The 18113-nt window shown below is 60.3% G+C and carries 14 protein-coding genes and 1 pseudogene; 4 read left to right on the top strand and 11 right to left on the bottom strand.

What is annotated here, in order from left to right:
• Position 1 precedes the first annotated feature (1 nt).
• Positions 2 to 487, top strand: coding sequence for a GNAT family N-acetyltransferase (locus EA797_RS10815; protein ID WP_122165201.1), 486 nt, complete (start codon positions 2 to 4; stop codon positions 485 to 487).
• Between the two features lie 60 nt (positions 488 to 547).
• On the opposite strand, the gene wrbA is transcribed toward EA797_RS10815, so the two are convergent.
• From wrbA to EA797_RS10840, 5 genes are all read right to left on the bottom strand, one after another.
• Complete coding sequence (wrbA, locus tag EA797_RS10820) at positions 548 to 1147, bottom strand: NAD(P)H:quinone oxidoreductase (protein WP_122165202.1); 600 nt, start codon at positions 1145 to 1147, stop codon at positions 548 to 550.
• Between the two features lie 50 nt (positions 1148 to 1197).
• Complete coding sequence (locus tag EA797_RS10825; protein WP_122165203.1) at positions 1198 to 1896, bottom strand: pirin family protein; 699 nt, start codon at positions 1894 to 1896, stop codon at positions 1198 to 1200.
• 130 nt (positions 1897 to 2026) lie between these two features.
• The gene (locus EA797_RS10830; RefSeq protein ID WP_122165204.1) at positions 2027 to 2902 is read right to left on the bottom strand and encodes an alpha/beta fold hydrolase; all 876 of its coding nucleotides are present in this window, start codon (positions 2900 to 2902) and stop codon (positions 2027 to 2029) included.
• A gap of 89 nt (positions 2903 to 2991) precedes the next feature.
• The gene (locus EA797_RS10835) at positions 2992 to 3702 is read right to left on the bottom strand and encodes an LrgB family protein (protein ID WP_122165205.1); all 711 of its coding nucleotides are present in this window, start codon (positions 3700 to 3702) and stop codon (positions 2992 to 2994) included.
• Positions 3699 to 4064 (bottom strand): CidA/LrgA family protein, encoded by a 366-nt coding sequence (locus EA797_RS10840; protein ID WP_122165206.1) that lies wholly within the window; start codon positions 4062 to 4064, stop codon positions 3699 to 3701. Before EA797_RS10840 ends, EA797_RS10835 begins: the two co-directional genes overlap by 4 nt.
• Positions 4065 to 4454: 390 nt before the next feature.
• On the opposite strand from EA797_RS10840, the gene ccoG reads away from it, so the two are divergent.
• The gene (gene ccoG / locus EA797_RS10845) at positions 4455 to 5864 is read left to right on the top strand and encodes a cytochrome c oxidase accessory protein CcoG (RefSeq protein ID WP_122165207.1); all 1410 of its coding nucleotides are present in this window, start codon (positions 4455 to 4457) and stop codon (positions 5862 to 5864) included.
• 135 nt (positions 5865 to 5999) lie between these two features.
• Positions 6000 to 7409 (top strand): GntR family transcriptional regulator MpaR, encoded by a 1410-nt coding sequence (mapR, locus tag EA797_RS10850; RefSeq protein ID WP_122165208.1) that lies wholly within the window; start codon positions 6000 to 6002, stop codon positions 7407 to 7409.
• A gap of 12 nt (positions 7410 to 7421) precedes the next feature.
• Here the strand turns inward: mapR and EA797_RS10855 are convergent, their stop codons facing one another.
• The 5 genes and pseudogenes from EA797_RS10855 to EA797_RS10875 all read right to left on the bottom strand — a co-directional run bounded on the left by EA797_RS10855 (position 7422) and on the right by EA797_RS10875 (position 16091).
• Entirely contained in the window at positions 7422 to 8201 is a 780-nt protein-coding gene (locus tag EA797_RS10855; protein ID WP_208644449.1) for a PhzF family phenazine biosynthesis protein, read from the bottom strand.
• A gap of 134 nt (positions 8202 to 8335) precedes the next feature.
• A complete protein-coding gene (locus EA797_RS10860; RefSeq protein WP_122165210.1) occupies positions 8336 to 11461 on the bottom strand; it encodes a transglycosylase domain-containing protein in 3126 nt (1041 codons plus the stop codon).
• Between the two features lie 239 nt (positions 11462 to 11700).
• A pseudogene (locus tag EA797_RS22185) lies at positions 11701 to 11779 on the bottom strand (Zn-dependent hydrolase); the annotation flags it as partial.
• Between the two features lie 134 nt (positions 11780 to 11913).
• Entirely contained in the window at positions 11914 to 14988 is a 3075-nt protein-coding gene (locus tag EA797_RS10870; protein ID WP_122165212.1) for an efflux RND transporter permease subunit, read from the bottom strand.
• Positions 14989 to 14993: 5 nt separating this feature from the next.
• Positions 14994 to 16091: an efflux RND transporter periplasmic adaptor subunit gene (locus tag EA797_RS10875; protein WP_122165213.1), complete on the bottom strand. Its 1098-nt coding sequence runs from the start codon at positions 16089 to 16091 to the stop codon at positions 14994 to 14996.
• Positions 16092 to 16186: 95 nt separating this feature from the next.
• On the opposite strand from EA797_RS10875, the gene EA797_RS10880 reads away from it, so the two are divergent.
• The gene (locus EA797_RS10880) at positions 16187 to 16861 is read left to right on the top strand and encodes a TetR/AcrR family transcriptional regulator (RefSeq protein WP_122165214.1); all 675 of its coding nucleotides are present in this window, start codon (positions 16187 to 16189) and stop codon (positions 16859 to 16861) included.
• A 42-nt stretch (positions 16862 to 16903) separates the two neighbouring features.
• On the opposite strand, the gene EA797_RS10885 is transcribed toward EA797_RS10880, so the two are convergent.
• A complete protein-coding gene (locus EA797_RS10885; RefSeq protein ID WP_122165215.1) occupies positions 16904 to 18112 on the bottom strand; it encodes an ammonium transporter in 1209 nt (402 codons plus the stop codon).
• Position 18113: the final 1 nt, after the last annotated feature.

An 18113-nucleotide genomic window follows, 5' to 3' on the forward strand; every position in this document is an offset into this window, starting at 1 on the left:
CGTGCGCAGACTGGTTACCCCCGCCGATTTCGATCGCATCTTCGAAATCTATATGCACGAAACCGTCGTGCCTTTTCTTGGGTTCGACCCAATGCCACGTGACGCCTTTGGCAAGGTCTTCCAGCCGTTATTCGAGAGCGGCTGCTTCTACGTCTACGAGATCGACGCCAAGGTGATGGGCTTCTATAAGGCGCAACGGCATGTGGGACGCGCTGCCCATGTCGCCTACCTCGGCACGTTCGCCGTCGCGCCGGAGGCTCATGGCCAAGGTATTGCCGTTGCGATGATGCAGGATGCCATCGCTCGATTACGCAATGCCGGTATCACACGCGTCGAGCTGACTGTCGAAGCGGACAATCCTCGCGCTATCGCATTTTATGAGCGCCTGGGCTTCGTCCATGAAGGGACGCAGCGAGCCGCATATAAACGCGCCACGGACGAGGGCTATGTGGATGAGTTGATGTATGGGTTGCTGCTAAGCCGGTGAGCGGCCTGAAATCTACGCGACGCCGGACAAGCTCAGCGGCCCGGCGTCGCGTTACCGGCGTCAGCCTTTTAGCTTGACCGTGGTCTGAGCCACCAGCTCGCCCTGGTAACGGGCAATGGTGAGCTCCTTGTTGGAGGGTTGACGGGAGCCGTCACCGCCGGCGATGGTCGATGCGCCATATGGCGTGCCGCCATTTACTTCGGAAATATCGAAGAACTCGCCGATACCGTACCCAGTAGGCACGATGATCATTCCGTGGTGCGCGAGGGTGGTCCAGGTCGAGGTGATCGTCATTTCCTGCCCCCCGCCCGTACCGGTAGAGGTAAACACGCTGGCGACCTTGCCGTGCAACGCGCCCTTGGCCCAAAGACCGCCGGTCTGGTCGAGGAAGGTGCGCATCTGGCTGGACATATTGCCGAAGCGGGTCGGAGTGCCAAAGATGATCGCGTCGTAATCGGCTAGCTCGGCCGGGCTTGCCACAGGCGCCTGTTGATCGACCTTGCCGCCAGCATTCTTGAACGCCTCTTCCGGCATAGTCTCAGGTACACGCTTGATCGTTACTTCAGCGCCATCGACTCGACGGGCTCCTTCGGCGACGGCGTTTGCCATTGTTTCGACATGGCCATACATCGAGTGATACAGCACGAGAATCTTCGCCATTTGCAGTTCCTCTTCTTGGGTTGTTTGTGTTGAAGCTATCGGGCGCGCACTCAGCGCACGTCCACCAGTACGACTTCGCTATCATCCAGCGCCTTGATGGCGAGCCGTGTTTCATCACGCACCGCCACGCCGTCACCGGCGCTCGCAGTCTGTTCGCCGATTTCGATGCGCCCGCTTGCGGGCACTAGGTAGACCTTACGGCCGGCGCCAATCTCGTATTCGGCAACCTGTCCGGCAGAAAGTGTCGCCGCGACCAAGCGCGCATCTGCACGAATTTGCAGGGCGTCATCATCTTCGGCCATGCCGCTGGCCAGCGTGACGAAACTGCCGGCGCGCTCGCCAACCGGGAACGGTCGTGTGCCCCAGCTTGGTGGCAGCCCTGATCGGTCCGGGAAAATCCAGATCTGGAAGATCTCGGTGGCCTCATCCTCCCGGTTGTATTCACTATGAGCGATGCCGGTCCCGGCACTCATTACCTGCACGTCCCCCGCTACCGTCCGGCCACGATTTCCCAAGCTATCCTCGTGGGTAATCGCCCCCTTGCGCACATAGGTGATGATTTCCATGTCGCGATGAGGATGGGTCGGAAAGCCCGAATGCGGTGCAATGCTGTCGTCATTCCATACCCGCAGATGCCCCCAATGCATACGCAAAGGATCGTGATACTCCCCAAAAGAGAAATGATGGCGGCTGTCCAGCCAACCATGCTGGGCGCGACCGAGGTCAGCGCGGGGGCGGATTTCAATCATCGATAGCCTCTGGGTCTGGCTCGGCGCTTCGGCGCGCTGAGCATCGGAATGAGGCCATCTTCAATTGGACAGTTGATTAAATGGTTGGATTATTCCGCACAAACTAATCGACAAATTCGATACATAGAAATCAGCCGAGAAAGCCGAACACTTCATCAAGCAGCGCCTCGGGCACTTCTTCAGGTAGGTAATGACCGGCGGCCAGCGCCTTGCCTTGCACGTTCCGAGCTACGGCGCGCCATTCCTCCAAGGGATCGAAACAGCGCTCGACGATGCCGCTGGCACCCCACAAGACCAGCAACGGCGCTTCGATCATGCGGCCTGCTGCACGGTCCTCACGATCGTGGTCGAGGTCGATACTCGCGCTGGCGCGATAGTCCTCGCAGAAGGCATGGACGGTTCCCGGTAGTTTCATGCACCGTAGATATTCGGCGTAGGCCGCTTCGCTGAAAGGGTGCACATGGTCGGCGCGGGTCGCTACAGCGGTACGCAATATCAGTTCGGGGTCGGCCTCGAGCAGGGTTTCCGGAAGCGGCGCCGGGCGGATCAGGAAGAACCAGTGCCAATAGGCGCGGGCGAAGGTTTCGTCGGTCTGGCTGTACATCGCCAGGGTCGGCGCGATGTCCAGCAAGACCAGACGCCGAACCGTCTGTGGATGATCCATCGCCAGACGGTGGCTGACTCGAGCGCCGCGGTCATGGGCGAGGATGTCGAAACGCTCGAAGCCCAGACTGCGCATCAGCTCGACCTGATCGAGCGCCATTTCGCGCTTGCTGTAGGCGATGTGGGTTTCGCCCCCGTCCGGCTTGCTGCTGTCGCCGTAACCGCGCAGGTCAGCGGCAATCACGGTGAAACGCTCGGCGAGCTGATCGGCGACCTTATGCCAGATCACATGGGTCTGCGGGTAGCCGTGTAGCAAGAGCAGAGGCGGCCCAGAGCCACCCTTTCGATAATTGATCCGAACACCGTTGACCTCGCACTCGTCACGCTGAAAGCTCTCGAACATGGGCGGCTCCTTTGGATGAGTCATAAGCCTAGGCGCAGATGGCCTGATCGCAACCGCTCGGCAGACAACATCAGGCCGAACGCGGCCGCTCAGCCCAGCGCCAGAGGCAGGAACAGCGCGATCAGGATGCCCAGCAAGCTCATTCCCAGCGCGGCGAAGGCGCCGCATTCGTCACCCTCCTCCAGCGCTCGCGCAGTACCGATGGCGTGGGCATTGATGCCATAGCTCAGACCCCGCGCGGCGGGATGATCGACACCTGCCCAGCCCAGCAGCAGCGGGCCGAGCGCCGTACCTATCACACCGGTAAGCATCACGAACACCGCAGCCAGCGAAGCCAGGCCGCCCAGTTGCTCGGCGACCAGCATGGCGATCGGCATGGTCGCAGCCTTCGGCGAAAGGCTCATCAGTACGGACAGGTCCGCGCCGAGCGCACCAGCGATAGTCAATGTCAGCACAACGCCCAAAACACCGCCGCTTACCAGTGTGATCAGGATCGGCCAGAACAGTTGCTGGATACGTCTGATATGGCGGTACAGCGGCACCGCCAGGGCTACGGTCGCGGGCCCGACCAGCACGGCGATCATCGAGGCACCTTCCCGGTAACTCGCGTAGTCGATACCCAACAGATAGAGCGTGGCGACTACCAGCGACATGCCGACCATGACAGGCTGCAACACCAGCCAACCGCTGCGTCGGTAAAGTGCCAGGGCCAGCTGAAAGGCGATAAGGGTCAGCGCAACTGAGAATAGCGGGTGATCAAGCGTCATACCCCAGACGCTACGCCAGTCTACGCCGCTCATGGCTGGTCCTCGCGCCGGCGATCCATTCGACGGATCAGCACCTGCATCAACCAGCCACAGAACGGCACGGTCACTATCAGCGACAGGACCAGCCCGGCCGCAATAGCGGGCAGATCAGCAAGCAAGGCATCGCTGCTGGTCATGATCCCCGCCGCAGGGACAATCAGCAGCAGCGGCAGATACTGCAGGAGCAGTGCGGCTGTTTTCTCCAGCGGCTCGGGAATGCCCCGACGCAGCAAGAGCAGGACGAACAGCAGCACCATGCCAATGATCGGCCCCGGCAACGCCGGTAACAGCGAAAGATGAATGACACTGCCCAGCAGCTGCAGCACGACCAGCCAGGTCAGGCCTTTGAGAATCATCGAGGAGTCCTTAATGCAGCGGAACGAACGCGTAATCATGCAGGGAATAGCCGGTAACGGCACGCCTTCGTGACAAGCGAAGCACTATCGCCCGAGCCGGCTGCCATGAAACAGGTGCAGATAGCCTTGAAAAAAACGGATCAGTCATGGCGCAGCGACTGTGACCTGACGCCGCAGGGCTCGGCGACCGGGTGTGTTATGCCAACCCTGATAGGCGCTCAGCTGACCAGCAATGGCACGTCGTCTGGCTAGCTCGACTCTTGGGAGGCTAGGCAATCGTGAAACCCGGGCTATCTGATCCGTATATTTCTGGCTTACCTGAGCCTGTTATGTAACAAGACTCAACCCTGATTATCAGCACCGCCTGATTAGCCTGATAGGGGCGCTGCAATGACCGAACGCATTCCTGCCGCGATCATCGAAACCGTTGACCCGCGCAAACCCATTCGCCTCACACCAGCTCAAGCCGGCGGGCCAATCCATACCCGAAGTTTCACCGGTGTTTTTCGCAATCTGCGCCTACTGGGTGCCGGTCTCCTGTTTCTGCTCTACTTCGGCACCCAATGGCTGAACTGGGGTGATCGCCAGGCGGTGCTCTGGGATCTTGGGAAACAGCAATTTCACATCTTCGGCACTACGTTCTGGCCACAGGATTTCATCCTGCTCTCAGCGCTGCTGATCATTGCTGCGTTCGGGTTGTTCTTCATTACCGTGCTGGCCGGTCGGGTCTGGTGTGGTTATGCCTGCCCGCAAAGTACATGGACGTGGGTGTTCATGTGGGCTGAGAAAGTCACCGAGGGCGATCGCGGCCAACGCATAAAGCTGGACGCGGCACCCTGGTCACCTGCCAAGTTGCTGCGCCGCGGCGCCAAGCACGCGATCTGGCTGGCCGTGAGCCTTGCAACGGCAATCGCCTTTGTCGGCTACTTCACCCCGGTCCGGGAACTGGTGATCGAGCTGTTCACCTTACAGCTCAACCCGACCGCCAGCTTCTGGCTGTTTTTCTTCACCACCGCCACCTACCTCAATGCTGGCTGGCTGCGGGAAAAGGTCTGCGTGCACATGTGTCCATACTCGCGCTTCCAGAGCGTGATGTTCGACGCCGACACCCTTACCGTTTCGTACGATGCCAACCGCGGTGAGCGCCGCGGCGCTCGGCGCAAGGACAGTGATCCGCGCGCGCAGGGCCTGGGTGACTGCATCGACTGCACCCTGTGCGTGCAGGTCTGCCCTACCGGCATCGACATTCGCAATGGGCTGCAACTCGACTGCATCAGCTGTGGTGCCTGCATCGACGCCTGCGATAGCGTAATGGACAAGATGGGCTACGCCCGCGGGCTGGTTCGTTATACGTCAGAACGTGTGCTGGAAGGCGGCAAGTCGCAGCTGCTACGACCACGACTGGTGGGCTACGCTGCGGCGTTGCTGTTCATGGTTGGCGCCTTTGTATGGGCGCTGGATACGCGACCGATGCTATCGCTGGACGTGACCAAGGACCGTACGCTCTACCGCGAGAATGTGCAGGGTCAGATCGAGAACATGTACAGCCTCAAGGTCATCAACAAGACCCAACAACGACGTGACTATCTGATCAGTCTCGGCGAGGGCCCTTTCGAATTGCAAGGCACTCTCGAAATCACTCTGGCTCCCGGTGAAATCTCTAACCTGCCGGTCAGTGTGGCACTGCTCGATGAACAAGACGCCGGCAACCATGAACTGCGTTTTGCGGTAACGGACTTGAGCGACCCGGCAAGTCAGGTGAGTTCGCCAAGCACCTTCATCTCGCCGAGGGTTCGTTGAAGTGGCGTTGACGAGCGGGCGTCAGCGACTGGGATTGCCTGTACGCTGCGCTTTATTTGCATGCTCCGGGGCCCGGGCGCATGGCTCGGCAACATACGCCACTATGCTCAGCGAAACTGGCAGATACGTACTTCGATGAAACGTTACGAGAAATTTGCAGACGAAATTGCCGAGCTGATTCGCAGCGGGATGCTGACGCCTGGAGAAAAGGTGCCCTCGGTGCGTCACGCCAGTCGTACCTATGGCGTCAGCCCTTCCACGGTCTTCCAGGCGTATTACCTGCTCGAAGATAGAGGGCTGATTCAGGCGCGCCCGCGCTCCGGCTATTTCGTTCGTGAACATGCCAAGCGCCCGTTGCATGAGCCGGAGATCAGTCCCCGGCTGAGCGAGACCACGGATGTCGATGTGAGTGAGCTGGTTTTCTCGGTCCTCGCTTCCCTGCGTGATCCAGCCACCGTGCCTTTCGGCTCAGCCTTCCCCAGCCCCGATCTCTTTCCTCTGCCGCGCCTGGCACGTTCCATGGCGCAGACCGTACGCGAGATGCCCGCGCGCGAAGTGGTCGCAGAAATGACCAGCGGCCACCCTGACCTGCGGCGACAGATTGCCCTGCGCTACATGGTCAGCGGGGTGATGCTGCCGATGGAAGAGCTGGTAATCACGACCGGGGCCATGGAAGCGCTGAACCTGTGCCTGCAGGTCGTCACCGAGCCGGGTGATCTGGTTGCCATCGAAGCGCCGGCTTTTTACGCGACCCTACAAGTGCTGGAGCGGCTCAAGCTCAAGGCGGTCGAAATCCCGGTCCATCCCCGCGAAGGCATCGACCTGGACGCGCTGGCAAGCAGCCTCGCTACCCTGCCGATTAAGGCATGCTGGTTCATGAGCAGCTTGCAGAACCCCATCGGCGCGAGCATGGGGGAAGACAAGAAAGAGCGCCTCTATGCCCTCTTGAAGCACCACCAGGTGCCACTTATCGAAGATGACGTATACGCCGAGCTGTACTTCACCCGAGAGCCTCCCAAACCGGTGAAAAGCCACGACCGTGACGGCTTGGTGATGCACTGCGGCTCATTCTCCAAAAGCCTGGCGCCGGGATATCGGGTCGGCTGGGTCGCTGGCGGCCGTTATGCCGAGCAGATCAGTCGGCTGAAACTGATGACCACCATTTCTCCTTCAGTGCCAGCCCAGGCCGCCATCGCCGACTACCTGCAACATGGCGGCTATGACCGTCACCTGCGCAAGTTACGCCACGCCCTTGAGCGCCAGCAGGGGGAAATGCTGGCCTCCGCCGCACGGCATTTCCCTTCTGGCACTCGAGTCACGCGGCCCTGTGGCGGTTATTTCCTCTGGTTCGAATTTGCCGAGCAGGTCGATTCGTTGCAGTTGCTGCAATTGGCACTTGCCCAGGGCATCAGCCTTGCGCCGGGGCCCATATTCTCAGCAACACGACGCTTCACTAACTGCGCACGGCTCAATCACGGCCACCCTTGGGATGAGCGCAGCGAGGACGCCATGGCGCTGCTCGGACGTATGATCAAGTCCTTCTGAACTCGTCTGCCCCTATATTTCGATGGTGCCCTGCAGATATCGCACCGCATGACCTGCGATGAATACCCGCTCGCCCTCGACACGGCAATACAGCAATCCACTGCGACGCGAGGCCTGCAGTGCGAGCAGGGATACTTTACCGAGGCGCTCTGCCCAGTACGGTGCAAGCCCCGCGTGAATCGAGCCGGTGACCGGATCTTCGTCTCCACCATTGGCCGGCCAGAAGTAGCGTGAGACGAAATCCTGCTCACGACCCGGTGCGGTGACCACCACATCCAGCGGAGCGAGCGATTTGAGCAGCACGAGATCGGGTGAAAGTTGCCGGACCTGCTCTTCGTGCTCAAACACCGCAAACCAGGCCTGGCGGCTTTTCAGCACGGCCTGAGGCAATACGCCGAGGCCGTTGAACAGCTCGACAGGCGGATTATCGACCGGCTCAGGCGCACGACTGGGGAAATCCATCTCAAGTCGGCCATCGTCAAGCTGAGCAACGCTGATATCCCCGACCGCGGCTGCGCGGAAAGTCAGCGGCGCGGTCGCCATTTGCTGATCGAGCAGAACGAAAGCGCTGGCCAGAGTGGCGTGGCCGCAGAAATCGATTTCGGTGAGTGGCGAGAACCAGCGGATGTGAAAGGCACCGTCGGGCTCACGAACCAGAAAGGCGGTCTCCGACAGATTGTTTTCCACCGCGATAGCCTGCATCTGCGCATCACTCAGCCACTCGTCCAGTGGCACTACGGCAGCGGAGTTGCCTTTGAAGCGCTCATGGGTAAAGGCGTCGATCTGGTAGATCGGTAGTTTCATGCTGGACGCTCCGTGCACGGCGCCCCATCATCGGTACGCCTGGCGAGCAGTCTGGCCAACCGGGCGGAAACGGGCAATGACGTCATGCAGCGGATGCCGGCGACCTGGGGGTCGCCGGGGCTTCAGCGCTTCGAAGCCATGCTGGCTGTAAGCGTCGGTTGCGCGGGTTCGGCATGCGGCTCGCACTGGGTCTGCGCGCCGACTCGCAGGTACGGTTGCAGGATAGGCGCCATTCCCTTGAGCACCTGAACCGGCAGCGCCGAGGTAAAACGGAAGCTGTCCGCACCGCGGCCCGGGACGTAAGCGGTCAAGGTGCCGAAATGGTTCGGGCCGAGATAGAAGACGAATGTGGCAGTTCGATTGAGCGCCAGGGAACTGATAAGCCGTCCGCCGGAGCCAATGGTCTGGATGCGGTTGTCACCCGTACCGGTCTTGCCACCCACGCGCAATGGTTCTCCATCGACCTGCTGGAAGCTGCCACGCAGACGCCTGGCAGTACCACCCTCTACCACGCTGCCAAGGGCCTCTCGCAATGCGGCTGCAACTTCGCTGTGCAACACCCGTACGCCAGTTTCAGGCTTGATGCCCAACCGTGTCTCATATGGCGTATCGCTGGCAAAATGCAGGCTATCAATGCGCACGCTTGGCAGGCGCACACCGTCATTGACGATGATTCCCATCAGCTCGGCAAGCGCTGCCGGCCTGTCGCCGGAGCTGCCCAGCGCAGTAGCCAGCGAAGGCACCAGATGGTCGAAGGGATAGCCCACCCGCTGCCAACGGCGATGAATATCGGTAAAGGCCTCCACTTCGAGCATGATGCGAATGCGACTGTCGCGCGCGCTCTTATGGCGGCTGCGGAACAGCCAGCCGTAAACCTCCTGACGCTCTGCGGTGCTGGCATTGATGACTTCCGTAATGCCTGCATCGGGGTGCTTGATGAGATAACCCAGCAACCACAGGTCCAGCGGATGCACGCGCGCAATGTAGCCCTGATCCGGCAGGCTGTAAGCGCCCGGCGCATAGCGGGTGTACAACGAGTCGAGTGTCTTTTCGCTTAGCTCAGTGGTCGGCAGGCTCTTCTTGAGGAAGCGATCGAAGTCTGCGCGGTCGGCCTCGGGCATCAGATAACGATGCACTGCAGCAAGCCTAGGCGCCGTCGGACGCATCCCGTCGAGCAGCACTTCAATGCGCTCCTCGGCCGTCTTGCCGCGGTATTTCTTCCAGAAGCGTTGTAGGAACACCGAGCCTTCTCGATCAGCAAAGCGCTGAAGATATTCACGCCGCTCCGGATTATCGTCCCGCTGCAACAACTCGGCGCCGTTGGAAGTCTGATAGGTGCTGTAGCTCACCAGATCTCGCATCAAACGCACAAACGGCAGGTTGATCGATTCCTGCAAGGCTTCACGCATGGTTGGCAGTCGTCCGTCATCTTCACGTCGGAAGTTGCCGAAACGGTGCATGCCTGCGCCGGTGAAGAAACGCTCTGCCGGGCTAGCCGAATACCTGCGCTCCAGCGCTGCGTCGAGCATGGCCGGAAGATTGCGATCCTCATTCTGAATCAGGTAGCCGAGCGCCCAGCGAGTCAGCGGATCGACCGCCTCGGCTTTGCGCAGTTCACCAACACTGCTCTGCGCATAACGGTCGTGCAGCTCAGCAATGACTTCGAGATAGGTGGTGAGCACACGCAGCTTGGCCGTCGAGCCCAATTCGAGTTTGCTGCCTTCGTTGATATCGAAAGGCTGATTGGTGTTATCGGTCTGCACCCGTACGCGGAAGCCCTGCTCTCCACGTTCGAACAGTGTGAAGCTGTAGCGGACATCAGCGGTGCGCTCCGGCGACAGCATGCGTTCGCCGAACAAACCAATCTCGCCGGCGAAGACCGGCTCAGCCAAGCGGTGCAAGTACTCGCTAACCTGAGTCTGCAATTGGCCATGCAATGGCGTGGTGGCCGCAAGGTCGAGGCGATCGAGCTCATAGAGCGATACACCGAGCAGACTGCTCAGACGCATGCGGGCGGCAGTGATGCCCTTGCTGGAGGGCACTTCACGGATACCCGAATCAACTTTCAGGTCTCGGAAAACGACCTTCTGCTGCAAGGCCGCATTACGCAGCCGAGTACTGATCACCCCTCCGTTTGCCAGCAGACGAATATGACTGTCGGTGAGCTCGGCCATGTCATCCCGACCCGCGCCGAGGTAGTAGGAAGGCCGCCGTTGAGCGATCAACAATGAAAGCACCTGACGCAACGCCAGGCCCTGCGCCTCATATGGCGCATCTGCATTGCGGCGGGAATCGAGCAGCCGATTGACCTCGGCAAAGTCCGCACCGAACCAAAGCCGAAGCCCGTCAGCGATACCATGTACCTCACCGTGGCCATAAGCCGCCGACAGCGGCACGCTGTTGAGGTAGTCGCGGACGATGCGCTTGCGAGTCGCCAGGGTTTCCTGGCCTTCGCGATAGGTGCGCACGCTGGCCGATACCATCTGCCGGATCTTCTCTTCGGCGCTTCCGGTACGGCCTTCAGGCGAATGGCGGTACTTCTCCACCTGTGTGGCAAGGGTACTGCCCCCGGCAGCCTGGACCGGCAGCCCAAGTTGCTTCTCCACCTGACTGATCGCAGCCATGGTAAAGCGCGGCCAGTCGACTGCCGGATTGGCCTGAGGGCGACCGGCATTGAGCAACCCGCGATCCTCGATGAACAGCAAGCTCATCGCGATGATAGGCGGCACATCATCGAAGCTCTCATAGTACTGATGAGGATAGCTGGTGGCGTACAGCGGCTCGCCGCGGCAATCGTCGACTGTCAACCCCGCCTGGGACTTTTCCGCATAGGGCACGAAGAAGCCGTGGTTAACGTAGCGCAGAAGCGCCGGAGAAAAACGCACCTGTTCCTCGATATCGAAGCCACGCTCGGTGAGTCGTTCAAGAAAGGTCGGCAAGGCCGCGTAGCCCAGACGACGGTCGAACGGCCCCGCTTCCGGGAAGCGGATGCTGCCACTTGCGCCGGGCTCGATCTGATAATCGAGCTTTTCAGCGTAACGGCTTAACCAGAGCGCCTGCAGTTTCGAGGTCTGCATTTCATGCCAGGCGGCATAGCCACCGCCTGCCAATAATGAAACGCCCAGCAACATGCCTACGCGGCGCGCCAGCCGGCTACCGTGCGGAGGTTTCTTGCCGGGTTTCTTGATCGATGGCACACGTGTGCTGCCACCCTCCCGGGATGTATTGGTTCGCCATACTGCGCCCATCTTTTCTGGCCTGGCTTCCTAAAGAAATCACAGACTTAAGCTTAGCGGGTGGCGCTTCGTTCAGCGTGTCCAAGCAGACGAACGGAGAAGCCTAAAAGTCCCCGCGCTAACGCTAAGCGATCGGCGGCTGCAGGCGGTTGATCAACGGTTCCATGTCGGGTAGAAGCCTAGTCCCTCCTGCACAGGGGCTTTGTGTATCTGCATGACATCGACCGGCAGTTGGATAGGGCTTGGCTCAGCCTCGGCTGCGTCGCCACGAAAGAAAAAGCGTCGACCGTCCTTCAGTGTAAGGAACAAACCCAGCGCGCCGTGGCCCGCTCGATTAATACCAATGCTTGAGGCGCCGCTATATTCGGGACGCGCGAGCCACCGAATCAAGCCCTTCTGGCAAAGGTATCCGCTCGACAATTACTCACGGCCGCCGGCATCTAGTTAGATGCCGGGCGATTGAGTTAGGCCTGCTGTTCTTCCTTGACCCGGAACCAGGCCGCATACAGCGCTGGCAGGAATAGCAGCGTCAGTGCCGTTGCAACGATCAACCCGCCCATGATCGCCACCGCCATCGGCCCGAAGAACACGCTGCGCGACAGTGGAATCATCGCCAATACCGACGCGAGCGCCGTCAGCACTATTGGACGGAAGCGGCGCACGGTCGCATCGATGATCGCGTTGAAGCGATCCTGCCCGGCGCCGATGTCCTGCTCGATCTGGTCCACAAGGATCACTGAGTTGCGCATGATCATTCCCGACAGCGCAATAGTGCCGAGCATCGCCACGAAACCGAACGGCTTGCCGAACAGCAGCAGAAACAACGCAACGCCTATCAACCCCAGCGGCGCGGTAAGGAACACCATGGCCGAGCGCGAAAAGCTCTTGAGCTGGAGCATCAGCAAGCTGACAACGACGATGACGAACAGGGGCATGCCGGCGTTCACGGAAGCCTGGCCCCGGCTCGAATCCTCCACCGTCCCGCCAACTTCCAGCAGATAGCCGCCGGGCAGTGCCTCGCGGACCTCGGCCAGAGACGGCTCGATCTGCTGGACCAGTGAAGCTGGCTGCTGATCGCCATAGATGTCGGCACGCACCGTCACCGTTGGGAGGCGATTGCGGTGCCAGATCACACCTTCCTCGAAGCCGTATTCAAGCGTGGCGACCTGTGCCAAAGGCACGCTGCGACCGTTGGCGGTAGGAATTGCCAGACTCGGCAACATCGACAGCTTCTCGCGCTCACGCGCGGTGCCGCGAAGCTGGATCTCGATCAGTTCATTGTCCTCCCGGAACTGCCCGGCTGTGGTGCCGGTAAAGGTACGCCGCAAAAAGTCCGACAGCTCCAAGGTACTCACGCCAAGGGCACGAGCCCGGTCCTGATCCACGTTCAGCAAGACCACCTTGCTCGGCTCCTGCCAATCGAGGTGCACATTGGCGACATAGGGGTTCTCACGCACCTTGCCGGCCACCTGGCGCGCCAGTTTGCGCACCACGTCGATATGTTCGCCGGTGACGCGGAACTGCACCGGGTAACCAACGGGCGGACCGTTCTCCAGACGACTCACGCGCCCACGCAGGCTCGGAAAGTCGTTACTCAACCGTTCGATCAACCAGCTGCGCAAGGCTTCGCGCTGCTCGATGCTTTCGGCAAGCACGACGATCTGAGCGAAGCTGGTGGCTGGCAGCTGCTGATCAAGCGGCAGGTAAAAGCGCGGCGAGCCGTTGCCGACGTAAGCGACATAGTTATCGATCCCTGCGCGCTCCTTGAGCATCTCTTCGAGACGATGCACTTCGGCCTCGGTCGCTTTGAGCGAAGCGCCCTCGGCTAGCTTCAGGTCGACCATCAGCTCCAGCCGTCCAGACGCAGGGAAGAATTGCTGAGGAACTATACGGAACAGACCGATCGCCCCGACGAACAGCAGCAACGTCAGCACGATCACCGACTTGCGTCGTTGCACACAGAACCGGATCACTCGTCGAACACGCTGATAGAACGGCGTCGAGTACGGGTCATGTCCCTGTTCGCTACCGCCGTGTTTCTGGGCGTGCCGCTTGGCCAGGTCCGGCAGTAGTTTCGCGCCTAATAGCGGCACGAACACGACTGCGGCTATCCATGAAGCGATCAGCGCGATGGTCACGACCTGGAAAATCGAGCGGGTGTATTCACCGGTGCTCGATTGTGCCGTGGCGATTGGCAAAAAGCCCGCAGCGGTAATCAAGGTTCCGGTGAGCATCGGAAAGGCCGTGCTGGTCCAGGCGTAACTCGCAGCCTTGAGGCGGTCGTAGCCCTGCTCCATCTTGATCGCCATCATCTCGACGGCAATGATCGCGTCGTCCACCATGAGCCCCAACGCCAGCACCAGCGCACCCAGGGAGATCTTGTGCAGGCCGATGTCCAGGTAATGCATGCTCGCGAACGTCATCGCCAGTACCAGCGGAATCGACAGCGCGACCACCAGGCCCGTGCGCACCCCAAGCGAGAAGAAGCTCACCAGCAAAACGATCACCAGCGCCTCGATCAGCACCTGCACGAATTCACCAACGCTGGTCTTCACGGCGGCTGGCTGATCGGACACCTTGCGCAGCTCCATGCCGGCCGGCAGTTCCTGCTGCAGCTTGGCGAACTCACCTTGCAAGGCATCGCCAAGCACCAGTATGTCTCCGCCTGCCTTCATCGAGACCGCAAGGCCGATCGCCGGCTCGCCCATGAAGCGCATGCGTGGTGCCGGCGGGTCGTTGAAGCCGCGGTATACCTCAGCCACATCACCAATGCGGAAGGTGCTGCCCGCAACTCGAATGGGGAAGTCGCGAATCTCTTTCACCGTCTCGAAACTGCCGGTGACTCGCAGTTGCACACGATCACTCACTGTTTCGACGAAGCCCGCCGACATGACCGTGTTCTGCGCTTCCAACGCCTGCTTGACGGCTTCCAACGGCACCCCGAGCGTAGCCAGCTTGACGTTGGAAAGCTCTATCCAGATCTTCTCGTCCTGCAAGCCGATCAATTCGACCTTTCCGACGTTCTTCACCCGTTGCAGCTGGAGCTGAATGCGATCTGCGTAATCCTTGAGAACGGCGTAGTCGAACCCTTGGCCGGTCAGCGCGTAGATGTTGCCGAACGTCGTGCCGAACTCGTCATTGAAGAAGGGCCCTTGCACACCGGCCGGAAGGGTATGGCGGATGTCGCCGATCTTCTTGCGGATCTGGTACCAAAGATCGGGAATCTGCTCGGACCGCATCGAATCGCGCGCCATGAAGGTCACGTTGGATTCGCCGGGGCGGGAGAAGGAGACAATGCGCTCGTATTCTCCAGTCTCCATGAGCTTCTTCTCGATACGCTCGGTGACCTGCCTGGACATCTCCTCTGCAGTTGCACCCGGCCATTGGGTCTGGATCACCATCGCCTTGAAGGTAAAAGGCGGATCTTCGCTCTGACCGAGCTTGCTGTACGACAGCGCGCCGACTATGGCCATCAGCAGCATCAGATAGATGACAATCTGCCGGTTCCCCAGGGCCCATGCGGAGAGATTGAAGCGCATGCGAACTACTCCTGCGCTGCCAGTTCGACCGGACGGTTGTCCCGATCGACCGCCCTCACCGGCTGACCTTCGTGGAGCATCTGCACGCCCGCCATCACGATCCAGTCATTGGCGCCCAGGCCGCTGAATATTGGCACCAGGGTTTCGCCAAAGGCACCGGCCTGTACAGCGACCCGCTCAAGCGTGGCGTCATCCTTCACGCGCCAGACATAGGCCTGCCCCTGTTCGGCTGTGACCGCAGACAGCGGCAGGGCCAGCGGCACTTCAGCATTGTTGCGTATCGATACCAGGGCACTCTGTCCCAACTCGGCAGACACCTCGGCCGTGGTGAATGCGACGCGAGCGGAATAGGTGCGTGATTGAGGGTCGGCCGCAGGTGACAACTCGCGAATCTGCCCGGGGTACTGCTTGTCCTTCTGAGACCAGATTTCCACTGTAACCGCCTGACCGACCGAGTATCGATCCAGCGCCTGTTCAGGCAGATTGATCGCGACCTCGCGCTCGCCGTCAGCGGCGAGGATGAATGCGGTCTGGCCTGCTGCAACCACCTGCCCGACCTCTATCCGGCGCTGGGCAACGACGCCATCGTGGGTCGCACGCAGCACGGCGTAATCGACCTGGTTATGGGCGACATCGAATTCAGCTCGCGCCTGTTGCAAGCGCGCCTGAGCCGAACGAAAGGCATTCTCGGAGGAATCGAATTGTGAGCGACTGACCAGCTGTCGGTTCATCAATGTCTTGTAGCGCTCGTGCTCGGCCTGCGCGACGCGCAGATTGGCTTCCGCCGCTGCGACCTGCGCGCGGATCCCTTCGAGCTGTAATTGCACGTCCTGCGGATCGAGCTTGGCCAGCGGCTGCCCCTTGCTCACCCGATCACCGGCCTCAACCATACGCTCGGCAACTTTGCCGCCAATGCGAAAAGCCAGCTCCGGCTCATAGCGCGCATGCACCTCGCCGGGATAGCTCTCGAACGCCTCACTCGCCGGTTGCGGCTGGGTCACCATGACCGGCCTTACAGCAAGGGGCTCGGGTTCACCGTTGTTGCAACCGGCGAGCAGCGCGAGACCAATGACTCCGATGAAAGGAAGGGCATGTCGAAACACGATAGGTCTCTCTCTGTCGCAAGGCGGGTTCTAATACTTATACTGCGCGGTATAGTAAAAATACCGTACTCACCAGTCTAGTATTAAAAACGCCCATGACAGAAAAGCCGCCCGCCTCCGCTGGCCCAGGTCGCCCGAAGGATCTCGCTAAGCGCGAGGCCATTCTCGAAGCCGCCCAAGTCCTATTTCTCAGCAACGGTTACGAAGGCAGCAGCATGGAAGCCATCGCCGCAGAAGCCGGCGTTTCCAAGCTCACGCTGTACAGTCATTTCAAGGACAAGGAAGCGTTGTTCGGCGAAGCGGTGAAGACCACTTGCGAGACGCGTCTGCCGCGCAAGCTGTTCGTGCTTGCGGAGGGCTGCTCGATCCGGCAGGTGCTGCTGGATATCGGTCATGCGTTTCAGGCTTTGGTGAACAGTCCGGAATCCATCGGGCTGCATCGCGTGATGGTGGCAATGGCGACGCAGAATCCGGCACTGTCACGCATGTTTTTCGATGCCGGTCCGCAGCGCCTGCTGTTGGATCTGGAGCAACTGCTGAGCCAGGCGAAGCAGCGCGGTCTGCTGGACATGGATGAACCCATGCGCGCCGCAGAGCACTTCTGCTCACTGATCAAGGGCGCCGCGCATTTCCGACTATTGATCGGCTACGCGGCGCTGCCTGCTCCGGGCGAAGCGCAAGAGCATGTTGAAGACTGTGTAGCGCTGTTCTTGCGGGCGTACGGTATCGGCGAGTCTTCACCCATAGCCGAGAACAGTGCGCAGCGCTGAATACAGGTGCCCGGGAGAAAGTCCGGGCAATTGAATTCGATTTCAGTCGTGGCTCAGTGCGCCAATACGGTGGATCGACAAGTCAGCGCCGTTGAATTCCTCTTCCTGACTCAGACGAATGCCAACCATGGCTTTAAGCAAACCATAGACAACGAAGCCGCCGACCAGCGCTACCAACACGCCTAGCGCCGTGCCGATCAGTTGGCTGAGCATACTGATACCGCCCAACCCGCCCAGCGCCTGCTGCCCGAAAATACCGCACGCCAAGCCGCCCCATACACCGCACAGGCCGTGCAGCGGCCAAACACCAAGTACGTCGTCGATCTTCCATTTGGCTTGGGCAGCCGTAAATGCCCAGACGAACAAGGCGCCTGCCACAACTCCTGTGGCCAATGCACCAATTGGATGCATCAGATCCGACCCGGCGCAGATCGCTACCAGCCCAGCCAGTGGACCGTTATGGAGAAAGCCTGGGTCGTTACGACCGACTGCCCATGCCGCCGCCGTTCCGCCGACCATCGCCATCAGCGAATTGATCGCGACCAGGCCGCTGACGCCCTCTAATGTCTGAGCACTCATCACGTTGAATCCGAACCAGCCCACGATCAGGATCCAGGAGCCCAGCGCGAGAAACGGAATGTTCGACGGAGCGAAAGCTACCAGCCTCCCCTCACGATAGCGGCCATTGCGACGACCTAGCAGCAGCACTGCGCCGAACGCCAGCCAACCGCCCATTCCGTGCACTACAACCGAGCCGGCGAAGTCATGAAACGGCGCACCGAACTGTGCTTGCAGCCAGTCTTGCAAGCCGAAATTGCCGTTCCACATCAAGCCTTCGTAGAAGGGATAGATGAAGGCAACAATCAACAATGTGGCGCACAGCTGCGGGCCGAACTTAGCGCGCTCGGCGATTCCGCCTGAAATGATTGCCGGGATGGCGGCTGCGAAGGTCAGCAGGAAGAAGAACTTGACCAGTGAATAGCCGTTGTCGGCAATCAGCTGATCCGCCGGCTGGACGAAGGTGACACCGTAGGCCACCCAATAGCCGATGAAAAAATAGGCCAGGGTCGACACGGCGAAATCCGCGATGATTTTCGACAGGGCATTCACTTGGTTCTTCAAGCGAACGGTGCCCACCTCAAGAAAAGCGAACCCGGCATGCATGGCTAGCACCATGACAGCGCCCATCAGAATGAAAAGAGTGTTTGCCCCGTGTACCAGCACCTCTACAGCACTGCTTGGATTTTCCATC

Source organism: Stutzerimonas zhaodongensis, assembly GCF_003696365.1.
GTDB classification, from domain to species: Bacteria; Pseudomonadota; Gammaproteobacteria; order Pseudomonadales; family Pseudomonadaceae; genus Stutzerimonas; species Stutzerimonas zhaodongensis.